This is a genomic window from Bacillus zhangzhouensis, assembly GCF_000715205.1.
Lineage (GTDB): Bacteria > Bacillota > Bacilli > Bacillales > Bacillaceae > Bacillus > Bacillus zhangzhouensis.
This window is the reverse complement of the sequence record NZ_JOTP01000022.1, coordinates 1-18739: the sequence shown is the minus strand read 5'-3', so window position 1 is coordinate 18739 and position 18739 is coordinate 1. Positions and strand designations below refer to the sequence as shown.

General features: G+C 39.6%; 16 protein-coding genes. 7 read left to right on the top strand and 9 right to left on the bottom strand.

Annotation, left to right across the window (positions count from 1 at the left end; translation table 11 throughout):
• Window positions 1–230: 230 nt before the first annotated feature.
• The 9 genes from BA70_RS14950 to rpmH all read right to left on the bottom strand — a co-directional run bounded on the left by BA70_RS14950 (window position 231) and on the right by rpmH (window position 8725).
• Window positions 231–1064 (bottom strand): orthopoxovirus pf05708 family protein, encoded by an 834-nt coding sequence (locus tag BA70_RS14950; RefSeq protein WP_034323856.1) that lies wholly within the window; start codon window positions 1062–1064, stop codon window positions 231–233.
• Window positions 1065–1193: 129 nt separating this feature from the next.
• Complete coding sequence (gene noc / locus BA70_RS14945) at window positions 1194–2069, bottom strand: nucleoid occlusion protein (RefSeq protein WP_034323854.1); 876 nt, start codon at window positions 2067–2069, stop codon at window positions 1194–1196.
• Between the two features lie 105 nt (window positions 2070–2174).
• Entirely contained in the window at window positions 2175–2894 is a 720-nt protein-coding gene (rsmG, locus tag BA70_RS14940) for a 16S rRNA (guanine(527)-N(7))-methyltransferase RsmG (protein WP_034323852.1), read from the bottom strand.
• Window positions 2895–2907: 13 nt separating this feature from the next.
• The gene (gene mnmG, locus BA70_RS14935; RefSeq protein ID WP_034323850.1) at window positions 2908–4794 is read right to left on the bottom strand and encodes a tRNA uridine-5-carboxymethylaminomethyl(34) synthesis enzyme MnmG; all 1887 of its coding nucleotides are present in this window, start codon (window positions 4792–4794) and stop codon (window positions 2908–2910) included.
• A gap of 17 nt (window positions 4795–4811) precedes the next feature.
• Window positions 4812–6191, bottom strand: coding sequence for a tRNA uridine-5-carboxymethylaminomethyl(34) synthesis GTPase MnmE (gene mnmE, locus BA70_RS14930; RefSeq protein WP_034323847.1), 1380 nt, complete (start codon window positions 6189–6191; stop codon window positions 4812–4814).
• 400 nt (window positions 6192–6591) lie between these two features.
• On the bottom strand, window positions 6592–7215 hold the full coding sequence (gene jag, locus BA70_RS14925) for an RNA-binding cell elongation regulator Jag/EloR (protein ID WP_034323845.1): 624 nt from the start codon (window positions 7213–7215) through the stop codon (window positions 6592–6594).
• Entirely contained in the window at window positions 7212–7988 is a 777-nt protein-coding gene (spoIIIJ, locus tag BA70_RS14920) for a YidC family membrane integrase SpoIIIJ (RefSeq protein WP_034323842.1), read from the bottom strand. The genes jag and spoIIIJ overlap by 4 nt, the downstream gene beginning before the upstream one ends.
• Before the next feature lie 164 nt (window positions 7989–8152).
• Window positions 8153–8512 (bottom strand): ribonuclease P protein component, encoded by a 360-nt coding sequence (gene rnpA / locus BA70_RS14915; RefSeq protein ID WP_008360906.1) that lies wholly within the window; start codon window positions 8510–8512, stop codon window positions 8153–8155.
• Window positions 8513–8590: 78 nt separating this feature from the next.
• Window positions 8591–8725 carry a 50S ribosomal protein L34 gene (gene rpmH, locus BA70_RS14910; protein WP_008360908.1) on the bottom strand — a complete coding sequence of 45 codons (135 nt, stop codon included), beginning with the start codon at window positions 8723–8725 and terminating at the stop codon, window positions 8591–8593.
• Window positions 8726–9344: 619 nt separating this feature from the next.
• Between rpmH and dnaA the strand changes: the two genes are divergently transcribed.
• From dnaA to gyrA, 7 genes are all read left to right on the top strand, one after another.
• Entirely contained in the window at window positions 9345–10685 is a 1341-nt protein-coding gene (dnaA, locus tag BA70_RS14905; RefSeq protein WP_034323840.1) for a chromosomal replication initiator protein DnaA, read from the top strand.
• A 196-nt stretch (window positions 10686–10881) separates the two neighbouring features.
• Window positions 10882–12018, top strand: a complete 1137-nt coding sequence (dnaN, locus tag BA70_RS14900) for a DNA polymerase III subunit beta (RefSeq protein WP_034323837.1) — start codon at window positions 10882–10884, stop codon at window positions 12016–12018.
• A 150-nt stretch (window positions 12019–12168) separates the two neighbouring features.
• Entirely contained in the window at window positions 12169–12384 is a 216-nt protein-coding gene (gene yaaA, locus BA70_RS14895; RefSeq protein WP_008360916.1) for a S4 domain-containing protein YaaA, read from the top strand.
• Window positions 12385–12400: 16 nt separating this feature from the next.
• Entirely contained in the window at window positions 12401–13513 is a 1113-nt protein-coding gene (gene recF / locus BA70_RS14890) for a DNA replication/repair protein RecF (RefSeq protein ID WP_034323835.1), read from the top strand.
• A 17-nt stretch (window positions 13514–13530) separates the two neighbouring features.
• Complete coding sequence (gene remB / locus BA70_RS14885) at window positions 13531–13776, top strand: extracellular matrix regulator RemB (protein WP_024718423.1); 246 nt, start codon at window positions 13531–13533, stop codon at window positions 13774–13776.
• A 57-nt stretch (window positions 13777–13833) separates the two neighbouring features.
• Window positions 13834–15750, top strand: coding sequence for a DNA topoisomerase (ATP-hydrolyzing) subunit B (gyrB, locus tag BA70_RS14880; RefSeq protein WP_034323919.1), 1917 nt, complete (start codon window positions 13834–13836; stop codon window positions 15748–15750).
• A gap of 230 nt (window positions 15751–15980) precedes the next feature.
• On the top strand, window positions 15981–18476 hold the full coding sequence (gyrA, locus tag BA70_RS14875) for a DNA gyrase subunit A (RefSeq protein ID WP_034323831.1): 2496 nt from the start codon (window positions 15981–15983) through the stop codon (window positions 18474–18476).
• Window positions 18477–18739 lie beyond the last annotated feature (263 nt).

The window sequence follows — 18739 nt, the reverse complement described above, 5'->3', positions numbered from 1 at the left end:
TTCAACTTAACAAGTTTCTCATTCATTCTTACTTTCTATTCTATCAAAAAAAGTATGAAACGTTTGCTTTTTTTGTTTCTCCATTATAAATTCGTCGACGAATGTCTATTTTCGTACATGATTAAATGAATAAAAACACACATAAAAATATATTAGTATATCTTTTTGTTGAATATCGATATACTGAGAAATAAAAAAATCCCCCACTTTAATAAAAGTGAGGGCACATATCAAAAGTTTAATCCGCCAATTTTGCGGCCTTCGCTCACAATGACCTTAGGGGTCACTGTTTTATAGCTTTTCTTTTTCAAAAATCCATAGGGTGCCTTAATGGTAAATGTCGCATGTCCCACAGCGTCACCTGTTTTAGCGTAGGCCTGCCACACAATCTTTGAACAGTATGTGGGGTCCAATGATTGGATCGACATTGTGATGGAGTATCGAGCCTTCGGATGGTCTTTCACGTAATCGTGTGCCCATTCTCCTGCAAGATCCGCCTTTTCTTCGTGGTTGATCCGAATCACCTTTGTGTTGGCACTATAGCGAAACCAGCTATGAATGGAATCGATATTTGGGTGCTGTCGAAACCCTGGAATGGAGGCATAGCTTTTCTCGTTAATGACGATACCTGCATGACCAATTAAACCATTCAAAGCACCAGTGCTTGTCACCAATATATCCCCTTTTTTAGGCATAATATTGGTACCGGGATACGGCTTTCCTAAAAGGTGGCGAATGGTATGCGGCTTTTCATCAGTCACCATCTCATCCTGCTTGTTTTGTCGTAAGCCATAGTTCTTCAAGTCATCATCAGCTGTGATCAAGTCAATCGTATCGTCCTGAGACTCATGCTCTTGATTTAATTGTTGAACTGTTACCTCTTTAGAAACCACGCCTTGTTCCTTCAGGACGTTCAGTTCTTCCTTCGTAATTGTTTCTTCTGAATCATGAACCTCTTGGCTCGGTGGCGTATTCACAGCGAATATAGTCGTTTCATTTGAAAAAAGAGAAAGAGAGAATAGTAAATAACAGATAATAGCAAAAATTGTCTTTTTCATATTCATTGAATAGATGTCACCTCCTTTCTACTATGAGAATCATATTTTACCAATTAATCAATAATAAGTAAATGTTATGAACTTTGAAGAAAGGCAGACAAAAAAAGCTGACGAGTGGATCTCATCAGCTTTTCTCTATTTAGGAATTCGAATCGTTAATTGGATGTATTCCTCAAATTCTTCTTCCTCGGTATTTATTTTAAGTCCGCTGTCTTCTACCATGTGGAGAGACTGGCGAATGGTATTCATCGCAATTCGTGTATCTCGACTAAATGCCTTACGTTTTGGCTTCGGTTTGCGATCTGTTTTTTGTTCAAGCATCTTCACTACACGCTCTTCAGTCTGTTTCACATTCAGCTGCTTTTCGATGATTTCCTGCAATAGCGCGATTTGTAATTCTGGAAGCTTTAGGGGTACAAGTGAACGTGCATGCCTCTCAGAGATTTTTTTCTCCAAAATGGCCTGCTGTACCTCTTCAGGCAACTTTAAAAGTCTTAATTTGTTGGCAACAGTTGATTGTCCCTTGCCTAAACGCTGAGCAAGCGCCTCTTGCGTTAAATCATGGAGCTCTAAAAGACGTGCATAAGCATGAGCCTCTTCAATAGCAGACAGCTCTTCCCTTTGCAAATTTTCAATCAATGCCACAGATGCCGTTTCCGTATCAGTAAAATCTTTTATAATAGCGGGGATCTTCTCCCATTGAAGAGTTTGTACCGCTCTCCAACGTCTTTCGCCGGCGATCAGTTCATATTTTCCTTCTTCTTCTGTTGGTCTGACAACAATAGGTTGGATAATGCCATGGGTATGAATAGTCGTGGCCAGCTCTTGTATCTTTTCTTCTGAAAAAATGGTGCGTGGCTGAAAACGGTTAGGCATAATTGTGTCGACCGGGAGCTCCTGTATCTCTTCCTTTAATGTATCATGCTCAGCAATCTCTTCCTCTATTTCGGTTTCACGCTCAGGATGTTCTTTGTCACCAAGCCCGAAGAAGCGTGAGAGTGAATGCTTCATGAACCTACACCACCTTTAAAAACTACCTTTTTATAATTCTATTTTCTCATGTTTTTTCCTTCTGTAAAATCATAAATATTGAAGAAAAACCGACCTTTTACATGATCAACCTTCTATTGGTGATTTATTAGGTGTTCCTGGTTTTCTAGGATATTTTTTTGGTGTTTGTTTTTTCTTTTCAATGACAATGATGTTCCGTTCGCTTTCTTCTAAAGGAAGAACAAAGGAATGCTTTTCAACAACCTCTCCTCCGAGGACAGTGACGGCTTTTTTGCCTGCTTGCATTTCTTCATCAGCTGCAGACGCTTTTAACGCAACAAACAATCCTTGCTTTTTCACAAGAGGCAGACATAGTTCGCTCAAGACGGATAAACGCGCAACTGCTCTAGCAGTGACAAGATCATAGCTTTCACGCTGTTCCTTACGTTGGCCAAAGGTCTCCGCACGATCATGATAAAAAGTAGTATCTTGTAAGTTTAACCCTTTTGCTAACTCATTGAGAAACGTAATTCGTTTCTGGAGAGAATCTACAATGGTCACATGTAGATGAGGGAAACAAATTTTAAGAGGAATGCTTGGAAAACCAGCACCAGCTCCAATATCACAAATCGTTGTCACATTGTGAAAATCAATAAAAAATGCTGCTGATATCGAATCATAAAAATGCTTTAAATATACTTCTTCCTTTTCTGTAATGGACGTTAAATTCATCTTCTCGTTCCATTCTACAAGCATGCGGAAGTAAGTTTCAAATTGTTCAAGCTGCACAGGAGAAAGAGTGATCCCTTTCTCCTCTAGTGCTGCTTTAAATTGATCAATGTTCATGCCGACATCCTTTCTACTCTGCTATCTTCGCAATACGTCCCTGCTCCAAATACACTAAAAGGATAGAAATATCAGCAGGGTTAACGCCAGAAATACGAGAAGCCTGTGCAACAGAAAGCGGTCGGACTTCTTTTAGCTTTTGTTTCGCTTCAGTTGCAATCCCTTTGATGGCATCATAATCGATTCGATCCGGAATCTTTTTGTTCTCCATCTTTTTCAGCTTTTCAACTTGTTGGAGCGACTTTTCAATATAACCTTCGTATTTAATTTGAATCTCTACCTGCTCACACACATCAGAAGGAAGTGGTGTTTCAGCAGGAGCTAATTGCACAACAGATTCATAGTTCATTTCTGGACGCTTCATCAAATCACTTGCACGAATGCCGTCCTTCAACTCACTTCCACCAAGCGAACGAATAAATTCTTGTGTCTCTGCTGTAGGTTTAATGATGACAGAGTATAATCGTTTTTTCTCCGCTTCAATGGCTTCTTTTTTCAGCTGGAACGCTTGGAATCTCTCTTCAGAAATTAATCCAAGGTTATATCCCAGTTCAGTTAATCTTAAATCAGCATTGTCATGACGTAAGAGTAGACGATACTCTGCACGAGATGTCAAAAGACGATAAGGTTCATTTGTTCCCTTTGTGATAAGGTCATCGATGAGAACACCGATATATGCATCAGATCGGCTTAAAATGACTTCTTCTTTACCTAATGCTTTTCTTCCTGCATTAATACCTGCCATAATTCCTTGACCTGCTGCTTCCTCATAACCCGACGTTCCATTAATTTGGCCGGCTGTATATAATCCGGAAATTTTCTTCGTCTCAAGTGTCGGCCACAGCTGTGTAGGCACAATTGCATCATACTCGATGGCATAACCCGCTCGCATCATTTGTACATTTTCAAGTCCTGGGATGGTTGAAAGCATACGCTGTTGTACATCTTCAGGAAGACTTGTAGACAAACCTTGCACATATACTTCCTGCGTATTACGACCTTCTGGCTCTAAGAAAATTTGATGTCTTGGTTTGTCATTAAAACGAACGACCTTATCTTCAATAGAAGGGCAGTATCTAGGACCAGTTCCTTTAATCATACCTGAATACATTGGAGAACGGTGAAGATTCTCGTCAATAATTTGATGCGTCTCTAAACTCGTGTATGTTAACCAGCATGGTAATTGGTCTGTAATATATTCAACCGTTTCATAGGAGAACGCCCGTGGTACATCGTCACCAGGTTGAATTTCTGTCTTACTATAATCAATCGAATGGCTGTTCACTCGAGGGGGTGTTCCTGTTTTAAAACGAACCAAATCGAATCCTAATTCTGCTAGATGATCTGATAATTTAATTGAAGGCTGTTGGTTATTAGGGCCGCTTGAATAAGAAAGATCCCCTAAAATAATGCGGCCTTTTAAGAAAGTACCAGTCGTTAAGACAACAGATTTCGCACGATAATTCGCCCCTGTTTGTGTAACGACACCTTTACATTCATCATCTTCTACAATTAAATGATCCACCATACCTTGTAGCATTGTCAGGTTTGGTTCATTTTCCATTGTTTTTTTCATTTCGTGCTGATATTGGAACTTATCTGCTTGCGCTCTTAACGCACGGACAGCAGGTCCCTTCCCAGTATTCAGCATACGCATTTGAATATGCGTCTTATCTATATTTCGTGCCATTTCTCCGCCTAGTGCATCAATTTCTCTGACGACAATCCCTTTTGCGGGACCACCTACTGACGGATTACATGGCATAAAAGCAACCATATCGAGGTTGATAGTCAATACAAGTGTTTTGGCGCCCTGTCTTGCAGAAGCAAGAGCAGCCTCAACACCAGCATGACCGGCACCGACGACGATGACGTCATATTGGCCAGCTTCATAACCCATTTCTTATGTTCCTCCCTTTACTTTCCTAAACAGAATTGAGAGAACAACTGATCAATTAAGCTTTCATGAACAGCATCCCCAATAATTTCACCTAGCTGCTCCCAGCAACGTGTTAAATCTATTTGAACAATATCTATCGGTACGCCCATTTCAATTCCTTCAAGAGCATCCTCAATTGATTGTTTTGCTGCCTGAAGGAGCGCAATATGCCTTGTGTTACTTACATACGTTAAATCTCCACTTTCAATTGAACCTGTGAAGAATAGTGATTGAATCGCCATTTCAAGCTCATCAATCCCCTTTTCTTGTAATAATGATGTTGTGACCACCGGACGATCTTTCGCTAGCTGCTTGACCTCTTCTACATCAAGCTTAGGCTCAAGATCTGTCTTATTCACAATCACGATGATATCCATACCGGAGACAGCCTCAAAAAGCTTAATATCTTCTTCTGATAATTCCTCACTATAATTAAGCACAAGTAAAATCAGGTCAGCTTCTTTTAAGACCTGTCTAGATCGTTCAACCCCTATACGCTCAACAATGTCCTCAGTCTCACGTATACCCGCAGTATCTACTAGACGAAGAGGTACGCCTCTTACATTCACATACTCCTCAATGACATCTCTCGTTGTTCCGGGAATATCGGTCACAATCGCCTTTGTTTCCTGTACAAGACTATTCAGCAAGGAAGACTTCCCAACATTCGGCCTTCCGATAATCACAGTGGATAAGCCCTCACGAAGAATTTTCCCCTGCTGCGAAGTCGTCAGCAGCGATTCAATTTCCTTTTTCACAGATGTCGCTTTTTCAACTAAGACTCGATGTGTCATTTCTTCGACATCGTCATACTCTGGGTAGTCTATATTTACTTCAACATGGGCGAGTGTCTCCAATATCTCACCGCGAAGTCGTTTAATTAAACCGGAGAGACGTCCCTCCATTTGATTGATCGCTACATTCATCGCACGGTCTGTCTTTGCACGAATCAAGTCCATTACGGCTTCAGCTTGAGACAGATCGATTCTTCCATTTAAGAAAGCACGTTTTGTAAACTCACCTGGCTCCGCTAATCTTGCTCCTTCTCTTAAAGCAAGCTGCAATACTTTATTTACCGTCACAATTCCGCCATGGCAGTTGATTTCAATAACGTCTTCTCTCGTAAATGTTTTTGGCGCTCTTAATACCGACACCATGACCTCTTCTATTACTTGCTCAGTACTAGAATCCACGATATGACCATAATGGATGGTATGGGAATCCACGGATACAAGTTTTTTCTCCTTAGGCCCCTTATACATACGATCAGCAATCTGTACCGCATCAGGCCCACTTAAACGAATAATCGCAATTGCCCCTTCACCCATTGGTGTAGAAATTGCTGCAATTGTATCCACCGCTCATTCACCTCTTTCTCTTTAATAGACAGTCTTTTATCTATTAAATGGACGTTGTCCATCTCTATATCAAAAACGCTTAATCCAAAATTTAAAGATACCACAAATGAAAGCGAAGCGAAAGTATCCAATATCTAATTATCCACAGCTTTGCACCTTGTCTATTTTAACACTTAACTTATCCACATGTGAATAACGACGTTCTCAACTTATCTTCACATCTTACACCTAAATCCAATAAATTTAAACGCCTACATCCCTTTACTTCATTGTAAAAACGGCGTTTTTCATCCAAATAACACGCTAACTTTTTAGAAATAAAGGGTGAATCTTCTATAGAAAGGGAATTTTTCAATAAAAAAAGACTAAAATCCAGCTTTGCTGAATCTTAGCCTTTCTGCTATTTTTTATACAGCACCACAACATGACGTTTGCTGCCTGTATCTTCCGATGCTGTAGCAAGTTCTTTAGAAAAAGCGGCGATCGTATCATGAACGACTTTTCGTTCATTCGAAGGCATAGGTTCTAAATGGACCTTTCTCTTCGTTTTTAAAACACGTTTTGCCGTCTTGATGGCGTATTGTTCAAGTGCTTCTTGACGTTTTTTCCTATAATCTCCAATATCGATTGTAATATGGTGATATTGATCGGAATAACGATTAAACACTAACTGTACCAATGTTTCTAAAGAGTACAAAGTTTGTCCTCTTTTTCCAATCATTAATGACGTTTTATCTCCATCAATGTGGAAAGAAATCTTTTTCGGTTCCTTCTTGGAAACAATTTTTGCTTTAGGATCAATTGATTTAACAATTTTATCTAAATACTGTGTAGCTAATTTAAGAGCATCTCTCTTTTCTACTAACTTAACAACAGCTTGTCTTTTACCAAATAATCCCAAAAACCCTTTATTTCCTTCATCTACTATTGTGATATCTACTTCTTCTTGTAGTAGCTGAATTTGTTTAAGTCCGGAATCTACTGCTTCTTCGATTGTACGACCGACAGCAGTTATTTCCTTCATTTTTTATTCCCGCCAACTTTTTCTTTTGTATCAACTTGTACTTGAGGTGTTCTAATCACCAATGTTTGAATAATCATGAAAATGTTACCTACAACCCAGTACAGTGAAAGTGCTGCTGGGAAGCTGATTGCAAACACAATGATCATAATCGGCATGACCCAAAGCATAATTGCCATTTGAGGGTTGTCCGAAGGATTTCCAGCCATCATCAGCTTCTGCTGAATGAAAGTAGCTACACCCGCAATAATCGGTAATAGAAACAATGGATCTGGACTGCCTAAGTCAAACCATAAGAATGTATGCTTTTTAATTTCAGCTGTTCTCATAATCGCATGATAAAAACCGATTAAGATTGGCATCTGAATTAAAATCGGGAAACACCCTGCTAATGGATTTACACCATTTTTTTGGAAAAGAGCCATTGTTTCCTGCTGAAGCTGCTGCTGTGTTTTTTGATCTTTAGAGCTATATTTTTCACGAAGCTTCTTCAATTCAGGCTGCAATGCCTGCATTGCTTTTGTACTTCTTAACTGTTTAATCATTAATGGTAAAATAAGCAAGCGAATTAACAGTGTAACAATAATGATCGCAACACCATAGTTTTCACCAGTCAAATTTGCCATGTACGTGATTAATTGAGATAGTGGGTAAACAATATAAGAATTCCAGAATCCCTTACTATCTGATGTAATTGGTTCATTGATTTGTGTACATCCTGCCAATAGAACCAACACGCCAATCAAGCTAAATATTAGTAATAATCGCCTTTTCAACAAGATTCCTCCCATTACTTCAAACTTTATTTAAGTTGGAATTGATTACGAAAGTGACTCACCTAATCAGTATGGTAACATTTTTTCATTACAAAGTGGTGGTTTCATTTTAATTCACTAGATGAAGGAAGCGCTTTTAAAAATTGATTCAACGAAAGTTTCTATTACGAAGACTTTTTCGGTTGTTGTTGATAAACAGCGGATTTTCTAAATAAATGTTGGAGAGACTTCTTTGTTTCCTCAAAGGTCAATTCACTCGCTGGTTTTCGTGCAATGACAATATAATCTTTTTCTTGCTTTAACTTATGACCTTCTTCTAAAAACACCTGACGGATCAGACGTTTAATTCGATTTCTTATCACTGCATTACCAATCTTCTTACTGACAGACAACCCTAAACGCAGTTCATCTTGATTCGGTTGATCCAGCTGATAAATAACGAATTGGCGGTTAGCCATTGATTGACCTTTTTTGAACACTTTTTGAAACTCTTCATTTTTTTTTAGCCTGTTTCGCTTCTTCATGTCTTCTTCCACTCCGATAAAAACTGACAGTTCATTTACGATTTTATGTAAAAAAGACCACTGACATTATTCAGTGGCCTAAGCTGATAATTTTTTTCTACCTTTGCTGCGGCGTCGCTTTAAAACTAGACGTCCGTTTTTAGAACTCATACGGCTGCGGAAGCCATGAACTTTACTACGCTTACGGTTATTTGGTTGAAACGTTCTTTTCATTTATGACACCTCCCTGAGGAATAGCTGTTTAAGACAGTCTAACTCATTATATTTGTGTAACCTATCGATTGTCAATATCAATGATAAAACTCTTATTATCAACCTTATAAGCATAACACAATTTATCAAGTGAAGAAACCTTCTTTTTCAGTTTCCAGCATTTTATTCTTTTTTCCTCCTAAAAGACCTCCAAAACAAGGCTGTGGATATTTTTCTAGCATATTTAGACTATCCACATCCATTATCGACATTTTTTGCACACAAATAACCGATGTGGATAATTATTTTTCAACAGGATGTAAAGTTTGTGGATAAGTTTGTGACACCCATTGCACCATCTCGTTTATTTTGATATTATATTTGTGTTTTAACTCTTAATTACTTATCTGACCTATTTATATTATCCACAAGTTGTGGATAACCTGTGGAAAGTTATTGCACAGCTTGTTGAATTGTTTATCCACAACTTGTGTAATTTGTCGAAAAGACGTTTTTCTACTATATTAATTGTTTTCAACAAAGTATGTGCACGAATGGTAATGACCATTTGCTCTTTTTCGTGTTCTATAACAGTTTGATACTGGTCATTTTAAAAAGAAAAGGAGGGGGGAGAGGCCTTATGGAAAATATTTTGGATCTGTGGAATAAAGCACTTCAAAAAATAGAGACAAAATTGAGCAAACCTAGTTTTGAAACATGGATGAAGTCGACAAAAGCCCATTCTCTTCAAGGAGATACACTCACAATTACTGCACCTAATGAATTTGCTAGAGACTGGCTGGAGTCAAGATATCTTCACTTAATTGCAGATACCATCTATGAACTGACAGGTGAAGAGCTCAGCATCAAATTTATTATTCCTCAAAATCAGAACGAAGAGGAAGCCATGCCAAAGTCTCCAATTAAAAAAATGTCTAAAGAAGAGCCTGTTGAAATTCCACAAAATATGCTGAATCCAAAATATACATTTGATACTTTTGTTATTGGTTCAGGCAACCGTTTTGCTCATGCCGCTTCACTCGCAGTGGCAGAAGCACCAGCAAAAGCATATAACCCGCTCTTTATTTATGGGGGCGTTGGTTTAGGAAAGACCCACTTGATGCATGCGATTGGTCATTACGTCATAGACCATAATCCATCAGCCAAAGTGGTCTATCTATCATCTGAAAAATTTACAAATGAATTTATCAACTCAATCCGAGACAACAAGGCTGTCGACTTCCGTAATCGCTATCGGAATGTAGATGTACTTTTGATAGATGATATTCAATTTTTAGCAGGAAAAGAACAAACACAAGAAGAATTTTTCCATACATTCAACACACTTCACGAAGAAAGTAAGCAAATCGTCATTTCTAGTGACAGGCCGCCAAAAGAAATTCCGACACTTGAAGACAGATTGCGCTCACGATTCGAATGGGGTCTAATTACAGACATTACCCCGCCAGACCTAGAAACGCGTATTGCGATCTTGCGAAAAAAGGCAAAAGCAGAAGGCTTAGACATACCGAATGAAGTCATGCTTTATATTGCCAATCAAATCGACAGCAACATTCGTGAGCTGGAGGGTGCTTTGATTCGTGTCGTTGCTTACTCTTCTTTAATTAATAAAGACATCAATGCTGATCTAGCAGCTGAGGCCCTAAAGGACATCATTCCTTCATCAAAGCCAAGGATCATTACGATTAAAGATATTCAAAGAATTGTAGGGCAGCAATTTAATATTCGATTAGAAGATTTCAAAGCGAAGAAACGTACGAAATCAGTTGCTTATCCAAGACAAATTGCCATGTACCTCTCTAGAGAAATGACTGATTCCTCTCTGCCTAAAATAGGAGAAGAATTCGGCGGACGTGATCATACGACAGTCATTCATGCTCATGAGAAAATTTCGAAATTAATCGTTGAAGATGAACAGCTTCAGCAGCATGTCAAAGAGATCAAAGAACAATTAAAATAAACAAGCTGATATGATTAGTACGGGAAAATGTGAATAACTTCAGCATGGTCATACACAGTCTGTCCACATGTGGATAGGCTGTCTTTCCTTTCTTTTTACCGACTTATCCACATATTCACAGGCCCTACTAGTACTTCTACGATTTTTATTAAATAAATATATATACATGTCATTAAGAAAATTTAGGAGGACCACTATGAAATTCACGATTCAAAAAGATCGTCTTGTTGAAGGTGTCCAAGATGTATTAAAGGCCGTATCCTCTAGAACAACGATTCCTATTTTGACCGGGATTAAAATTGTTGCATCTGATGAGGGGGTTTCTCTAACAGGAAGCGACTCTGATATCTCAATTGAATCTTTTATTCCTAAAAGAGATGGGGATTTAGAAGTCATTACAATTGATCGTCCGGGAAGTATTGTGCTGCAGGCCCGCTTTTTTAGCGAAATCGTTAAGAAATTGCCAATGTCTACTGTCGAAATTGAAGTAGAACAAAACCATTTGACCATCATCCGCTCTGGTTCAGCAGAATTTAATCTAAACGGCTTAGATGCTGAAGAATATCCACATCTACCACAAATCGAAGAACACCATGCTTTTCAAATTCCAACAGATCTGCTTAAAAACTTAATTCGTCAAACCGTTTTTGCAGTGTCCACCTCAGAAACACGCCCTATCTTGACAGGTGTAAACTGGAAGGTGGAAAAAGGTGAATTAATATGCACGGCAACGGATAGCCATCGTCTTGCTTTAAGAAAAGCGAAGTTAGATATTAACGAGGAAAGTTCATACAATGTGGTCATTCCAGGGAAGAGTTTAACTGAGCTAAGCAAAATTCTTGATGATGGACAAGATCTTGTGAGCATCGTCATTACAGAAACGCAAGTTCTTTTTAAAGCACAAAACGTGCTGTTCTTCTCAAGATTGCTGGATGGTAATTACCCAGATACAGCTCGCCTTATCCCGCAAGAAAGTAAAACGGATGTCGTGGTGAACACGAAAGAATTCCTTCAAGCGATTGATCGTGCGTCACTCTTGGCAAGAGAGGGACGTAATAACGTTGTGAAACTGTCTGCTGATCCTGCGGAAAGTCTTGAAATCTCTTCTAACTCGCCTGAAATTGGTAAAGTGGTTGAAACGGTTCAAGCGGATGACATTAAAGGGGAGGACCTAAAGATCTCCTTTAGTCCGAAATATATGCTGGATGCTTTAAAAGTATTAGAGGGAACTGAGATTCATGTAAGCTTCACTGGTGCAATGAGACCATTCCTTTTACGCACGCCGAATGATGATTCAATCTTGCAATTGATTCTTCCAGTAAGAACGTATTAAGCTCATCTAAAATGGCTGCTGTGTGAGTGCACAGCAGCTTTTCTTCTCGTTTACCATGCTTTCTTTCATCCCAGTTCGCTTTCCCCCTTTCCTTCTTGTCTTGTTTTTTAGTACAATTAGATATTAGTGATATTGAAAGAGGTCGATATAATGCCTAATCTTATAACCATTGAAACAGAAATGATTACATTAGGGCAGTTTTTGAAATTAGCCGAAGTCATCCAATCTGGCGGAATGGCGAAATGGTTTTTAAGTGAACATGAGGTGTTCATTAATCAAGAGCCAGATAATAGACGGGGACGTAAATTATACCCAGGAGATGTTGTCGAGATCGAAGGTTATGGCACATTTCAAGTTGTGAATTAGAAACGGGTGACAATACATGTACATTCAAAGTCTGGCGTTAACCTCATACCGAAACTATGAACACACCGAACTTCAATTCGACAATAAGGTCAATGTCATGATCGGTGAGAACGCCCAAGGTAAAACGAACTTGATGGAAGCGATCTATGTATTGTCGATGGCAAAGTCTCATCGTACGTCAAATGATAAAGAACTTATCCGATGGGACAAAGACTATGCTAAAATAGAAGGTAGAGTCATCAAAAAAAACGGTCCACTCCCAATGCAGCTCGTGATCTCAAAAAAAGGAAAAAAGGGAAAGGTCAATCACATTGAACAACAGAAACTTAGTCATTATGTTGGTGCTTTAAACACCATCATGTTTGCACCAGAGGATCTGAGCCTTGTGAAGGGCAGCCCACAAATTCGCAGAAGATTCCTCGACATGGAGATTGGACAAGTTTCTGCTGTCTATTTACATGATTTATCGCTCTATCAAAAAATCCTTTCTCAGCGAAATCATTACTTGAAGCAATTGCAAACAAGAAAGCAAAAGGATCAAGCGATGCTGGAGGTTTTAACAGAGCAGTTGATTGATGCGGCAGCAAAAGTTGTCAAAAGACGACTTACTTTTACGAAACAGCTTGAAAAATGGGCGCAGCCGTTGCATTTTGGGATTTCTAGAGAGCTAGAAACACTCACGCTCCAATACCAGACAGCGATAGAGGTATCAGAAGCGTCAGACTTGTCGAAAATAAAGAATAGCTATGAAGAATCGTTTCAGAAACTAAGGGACAGAGAAATAGACCGAGGGGTGACACTGTGGGGGCCTCACAGAGATGACCTTCTTTTCTTTGTGAATGGTCGGGATGTTCAGACATATGGCTCTCAAGGGCAGCAAAGAACAACAGCTCTTTCACTAAAGCTTGCAGAAATTGATCTGATCCATGAAGAAATCGGTGAATACCCAATTCTTCTACTCGATGATGTTTTATCTGAACTTGATGATTACAGACAGTCTCATTTGCTCCATACCATTCAGGGACGTGTACAGACCTTCGTCACGACAACAAGTGTTGAAGGCATCGATCACGCTACCCTGAAAGAAGCGGAAATTTTCAGAGTAGCCAGTGGAAAAGTAATTGACTGATAAATGAGGTGTGAGTCTTGTATATTCATTTAGGTGATGATTGTGTTGTTTCTACACGAGAGATTGTCGCAATTGTTGATTACAAAATGAGATCATCTTCTGTTGTAGAGGAATTTCTTCAAAAACAAGAGGAACAAATCATTTCGTTGTCACAAGGGACACCCAAATCCATCGTCGTCACAACTAAATCCGTGTATTACTCTCCTCTTTCCTCAAGCACGCTCAAAAAACGTGCTTCATTTGTGATTGAAATTGAAGTCTAAAAGCTCAATTCATATAAATATATCGTTTAAGAAAAGTGTAGGTGAATGTACGTGGCAATGGAACAGCAACATAATAGTTATGATGAAAATCAGATACAGGTGCTCGAGGGGCTAGAAGCTGTTAGAAAACGTCCAGGAATGTACATTGGGGCAACCAATGCAAAAGGACTTCACCATCTTGTATGGGAAATTGTCGACAACAGTATTGATGAGGCATTAGCTGGTTATTGTACAGACATTACAGTGCAAATTGAAAAAGATAATAGCATTACAGTAAAAGATAATGGCCGCGGTATTCCTGTTGGGATTCATGAAAAGATGGGACGACCTGCAGTAGAAGTCATTATGACTGTTCTTCACGCTGGCGGTAAGTTTGACGGCAGCGGTTATAAAGTATCTGGCGGTCTGCATGGTGTAGGGGCGTCTGTTGTAAATGCGTTATCTACAACCTTAGACGTGACAGTATATCGTGATGGAAAGATTCATCATCAGCAATTTAAACGCGGAGTTCCCGTTGGCGATCTAAAAATTATTGGTGAAACAGACGTAACAGGTACAACCACTCATTTTGTGCCAGATACAGAAATTTTCACTGAAACCATTGAATTTGATTACGACACACTTGCCAATCGTGTACGCGAGTTAGCCTTCTTAACAAAAGGTGTTAACATCATCATTGAGGACTTACGCGAAGGAAAAGAGCGTAGAAATGAATACTGCTACGAAGGCGGTATCAAGAGCTATGTGGAACATTTAAATCGCTCGAAAGAAGTGGTTCATGAAGAACCAGTTTACATCGAGGGTGAAAAAGACGGAATCACTGTTGAAGTTGCTTTACAATACAACGATTCCTATACAAGCAATATCTATTCTTTCGCCAACAATATCAATACGTATGAAGGCGGAACACACGAAGCTGGCTTCAAAACGGGTCTGACGCGTGTCATTAATGATTATGCTCGTAAAAATGGCGTATTCAAGGATGGAGACTCGAATTTGAGTGGTGAAGATGTGCGCGAAGGCTTAACGGCTATTATCTCCATCAAACATCCAAACCCACAATTCGAAGGTCAAACGAAGACGAAGCTTGGGAATTCAGAAGCGAGAACCATTACAGATTCTCTTTTCTCTGAAGCACTTGAGAAATTCCTGCTAGAGAACCCGGATTCTGCGAAGAAAATCGTAGAAAAGGGACTGATGGCAGCTCGTGCAAGAATGGCAGCCAAAAAGGCACGTGAGCTGACAAGACGTAAAAGTGCACTGGAAGTCTCTAGCCTGCCTGGGAAATTGGCAGACTGTTCTTCTAAAGATCCTTCTATCTCTGAGCTCTATATCGTAGAGGGAGATTCTGCGGGCGGATCTGCTAAGCAGGGTCGTGATCGTCACTTCCAGGCCATTTTACCGCTAAGAGGAAAGATCCTAAACGTTGAAAAAGCACGACTAGATAAAATTTTATCTAACAACGAAGTTCGTTCTATGATTACAGCGTTAGGAACTGGAATCGGTGAAGACTTCACTTTAGAGAAAGCTCGCTATCACAAAGTTGTGATCATGACGGATGCGGATGTCGATGGTGCCCATATTCGCACGCTGCTCTTAACGTTCTTCTATCGCTACATGCGTGAAATCATTGAAAACGGTTATGTGTATATTGCGCAGCCGCCTTTATATAAAGTGCAGCAAGGTAAACGTGTTGAGTATGTGTATAACGATAAACAGCTAGATGAGCTGCTAAAGACATGGCCTCAAACACCAAAACCTGGACTTCAGCGCTATAAAGGTCTTGGAGAAATGAACGCAACTCAGCTTTGGGAAACAACAATGGATCCTGGTGCGAGAACACTTCTTCAAGTGACGCTTGAGGATGCGATTGATGCTGATGAGACATTTGAAATGCTGATGGGAGATAAAGTAGAACCGAGACGAAACTTTATCGAAGAAAATGCACAATACGTGAAAAATCTTGATATTTAGATAGGTCCCCTTGAGAACAACCTTATTTCTTGTTTGGAATAAGGTTGTTTTTCAAGATTCAGGCCTGTGAAACGAATGTCCTGGTTTTCTATGTTTCGTTGATTTTCTAGTAAATTAATGTGTATAAAGCAGAGATTATTGATATAATGAAGAATAATCTTGTGAAGATAAATACATATTTTACTCCCACATAATTTATTTCATGTGATACGTAAAGGGAGGTTCTTATAGTGAGTGAACAACATACACCGAATGTACGCGAAGTGAATATCAGTCAAGAAATGCGTACGTCCTTTTTAGATTATGCAATGAGTGTTATTGTTTCGCGTGCATTACCAGATGTACGAGATGGATTGAAGCCTGTGCATCGGAGAATTTTGTATGCGATGAATGACCTAGGAATGACAAGCGATAAACCATTTAAGAAATCTGCACGTATCGTTGGGGAAGTTATCGGTAAGTACCATCCTCACGGTGATAGCGCTGTATACGAAGCAATGGTTCGGATGGCGCAAGATTTCAACTATCGTTATATGTTAGTTGATGGTCATGGAAACTTTGGTTCAGTCGATGGAGACGGAGCAGCGGCGATGCGTTATACCGAGGCGCGCCTATCTAAGATTTCTATGGAAATCCTCCGTGATATCACAAAGGATACCATTGATTATCAAGATAACTATGATGGCAGTGAAAGAGAACCAATGGTGATGCCTGCAAGATTTCCGAACTTATTAGTCAACGGAGCGACAGGAATTGCTGTAGGAATGGCGACCAATATCCCGCCGCACCAATTAGGTGAAGTAATAGATGGGGTATTGGCCATCAGTCAAAACCCTGAAATGACAACACATGAGCTTATGGATATCATCCCAGGACCAGATTTCCCAACAGCAGGACAAATCATTGGTCGAAGCGGTATTCGGAAGGCGTATGAAACAGGGCGCGGCTCTATTACATTACGAGCGAAATCGAATATTGAAGAGACATCTAGCGGTAAACAGCGCATTGTTATCAATGAGATTCCGTACCAGGTCAACAAAGCCCGTTTGATTGAAAAAATCGCTGATCTTGTCCGTGATAAAAAGATTGATGGCATTACAGATTTGCGTGATGAGTCGGATCGTAATGGTATGCGTATTGTCATTGAGCTGAGAAGAGATGCGAATGTCCATGTTCTATTAAACAATCTATATAAACAAACGACACTTCAAACCTCATTCGGTATCAACTTGCTGGCGCTTGTTGATGGACAGCCAAAGGTTTTATCACTGAAACAATGTCTTGAATATTATCTTGAGCATCAAAAAGTGATCATTCGCAGAAGAACGGCGTATGAACTGCGTAAAGCAGAAGCAAGAGCTCATATTTTAGAAGGCTTGAGAATTGCACTTGATCACTTAGATGAGGTCATTGCCTTAATTAGAGGATCTCAAACCGCTGAAATTGCGAGAAATGGTTTGATGGAAAACTATAGCTTGTCTGAAAAACAGGCACAGGCCATTCTTGATATGCGACTCCAGCGCTTGACTGGTTTAGAACGAGAGAAGATAGAAGATGAATATAAAGGACTTGTTGATTTGATTGCTGAATTAAAAGCCATCCTAGCAGACAATGAGAAAGTTCTTGAAATCATCAGAGAAGAATTAATAGAAATCAAAGAGCGCTTCAATGATACGCGTCGAACTGAAATTGTGACAGCGGGTATTGAAACAATCGAAGATGAGGACTTGATTCCTGTTGAGAACATTGTGATTACACTGACTCATAATGGTTATATTAAGCGTCTGCCTGCATCAACATACCGCAGTCAAAAAAGAGGCGGTAAAGGTGTCCAAGGAATGGGGACCAACGAGGATGATTTCGTTGAACAACTGATCTCGACATCGACCCACGATACGATCCTCTTCTTCTCCAATAAAGGGAAGGTCTATCGTGCGAAGGGGTATGAGATTCCTGAATTTGGTCGAACAGCGAAAGGGATTCCGATTATTAACCTCCTTGAAGTAGAAAAAGGAGAGTGGATTAACGCCATTATCCCAGTAAGCGAATTTGATGAAGATTCGTACCTCTTCTTTACAACAAGACACGGTGTATCGAAACGGACATCATTGTCTCAGTTTGCAAACATTCGAAACAATGGTCTTATTGCACTGAGCCTGCGTGACGAAGATGAACTGATGGCCGTTCGTTTAACAAATGGAGAAAAACAAATCATCATTGGGACGAAAAAGGGGATGCTGATTCGTTTCGACGAGACAGATGTTCGTGAAATGGGACGTACGGCAGCTGGGGTCAAAGGGATCACACTTTCTGAGGATGACATCGTCGTTGGAATGGAAATCCTTGAGCCAGATGCAAACGTATTGATCGTCACCGAAAGAGGTTATGGTAAATTAACGCCTGAAAAAGAATATCGTGTTCAAACTCGAGGCGGTAAAGGTCTTAAAACATGCAAGATCACTGACAACAATGGTCCGCTTGTCACAGTGAAGGCGACCAATGCTGAAGCTGAAGAAGACTTGATGATTATTACAGGGAGCGGTGTCATCATTCGTATGGCCGTTTCAGACATTTCGACAACAGGCCGTGTCACTCAAGGTGTCCGCCTGATTCGTCTACGTGATGATGAACATGTCGCTACAGTGGCATTAGTTGAACAATCACCAGAAGATGATGAAGAGAATAGTGAAGAAAACATAGAGTCAGACCAAGAACAATCTGAGTAAAAATAAAGCCGGTTTTTCACCGGCTTTATTTTTTTTTGAAAAAACATGATTTTTTTTGAAATTTATAATGCTTTTTTCATAGATATGTGTTAATCTTTCAAAGGAGCAAAAAGAGGCTCTATTTTTTATCTCTTTCACAGCAAAACTTCTTAAAAAAATTAAATGTTTTTCAAGAAAAATGTTGACTATTGATAGAGATATATGATATATTTAAGTGGTCGCTTTGAGAGAGTGGCAAACAAGTTCTTTGAAAACTAAACAAG

Excerpts from the sequence above, each read along its gene's own strand:
- BA70_RS14950 (WP_034323856.1), bottom strand. The coding sequence starts at position 1,064 with ATGAATATGAAAAAGACAATTTTTGCTATTATCTGTTATTTACTATTC.
- noc (WP_034323854.1), bottom strand. The coding sequence starts at position 2,069 with ATGAAGCATTCACTCTCACGCTTCTTCGGGCTTGGTGACAAAGAACAT.
- rsmG (WP_034323852.1), bottom strand. The coding sequence starts at position 2,894 with ATGAACATTGATCAATTTAAAGCAGCACTAGAGGAGAAAGGGATCACT.
- mnmG (WP_034323850.1), bottom strand. The coding sequence starts at position 4,794 with ATGGGTTATGAAGCTGGCCAATATGACGTCATCGTCGTCGGTGCCGGT.
- jag (WP_034323845.1), bottom strand. The coding sequence starts at position 7,215 with ATGAAGGAAATAACTGCTGTCGGTCGTACAATCGAAGAAGCAGTAGAT.
- rnpA (WP_008360906.1), bottom strand. The coding sequence starts at position 8,512 with ATGAAGAAGCGAAACAGGCTAAAAAAAAATGAAGAGTTTCAAAAAGTG.
- rpmH (WP_008360908.1), bottom strand. The coding sequence starts at position 8,725 with ATGAAAAGAACGTTTCAACCAAATAACCGTAAGCGTAGTAAAGTTCAT.
- dnaA (WP_034323840.1), top strand. The coding sequence starts at position 9,345 with ATGGAAAATATTTTGGATCTGTGGAATAAAGCACTTCAAAAAATAGAG.
- dnaN (WP_034323837.1), top strand. The coding sequence starts at position 10,882 with ATGAAATTCACGATTCAAAAAGATCGTCTTGTTGAAGGTGTCCAAGAT.
- yaaA (WP_008360916.1), top strand. The coding sequence starts at position 12,169 with ATGCCTAATCTTATAACCATTGAAACAGAAATGATTACATTAGGGCAG.
- recF (WP_034323835.1), top strand. The coding sequence starts at position 12,401 with ATGTACATTCAAAGTCTGGCGTTAACCTCATACCGAAACTATGAACAC.
- gyrB (WP_034323919.1), top strand. The coding sequence starts at position 13,834 with ATGGAACAGCAACATAATAGTTATGATGAAAATCAGATACAGGTGCTC.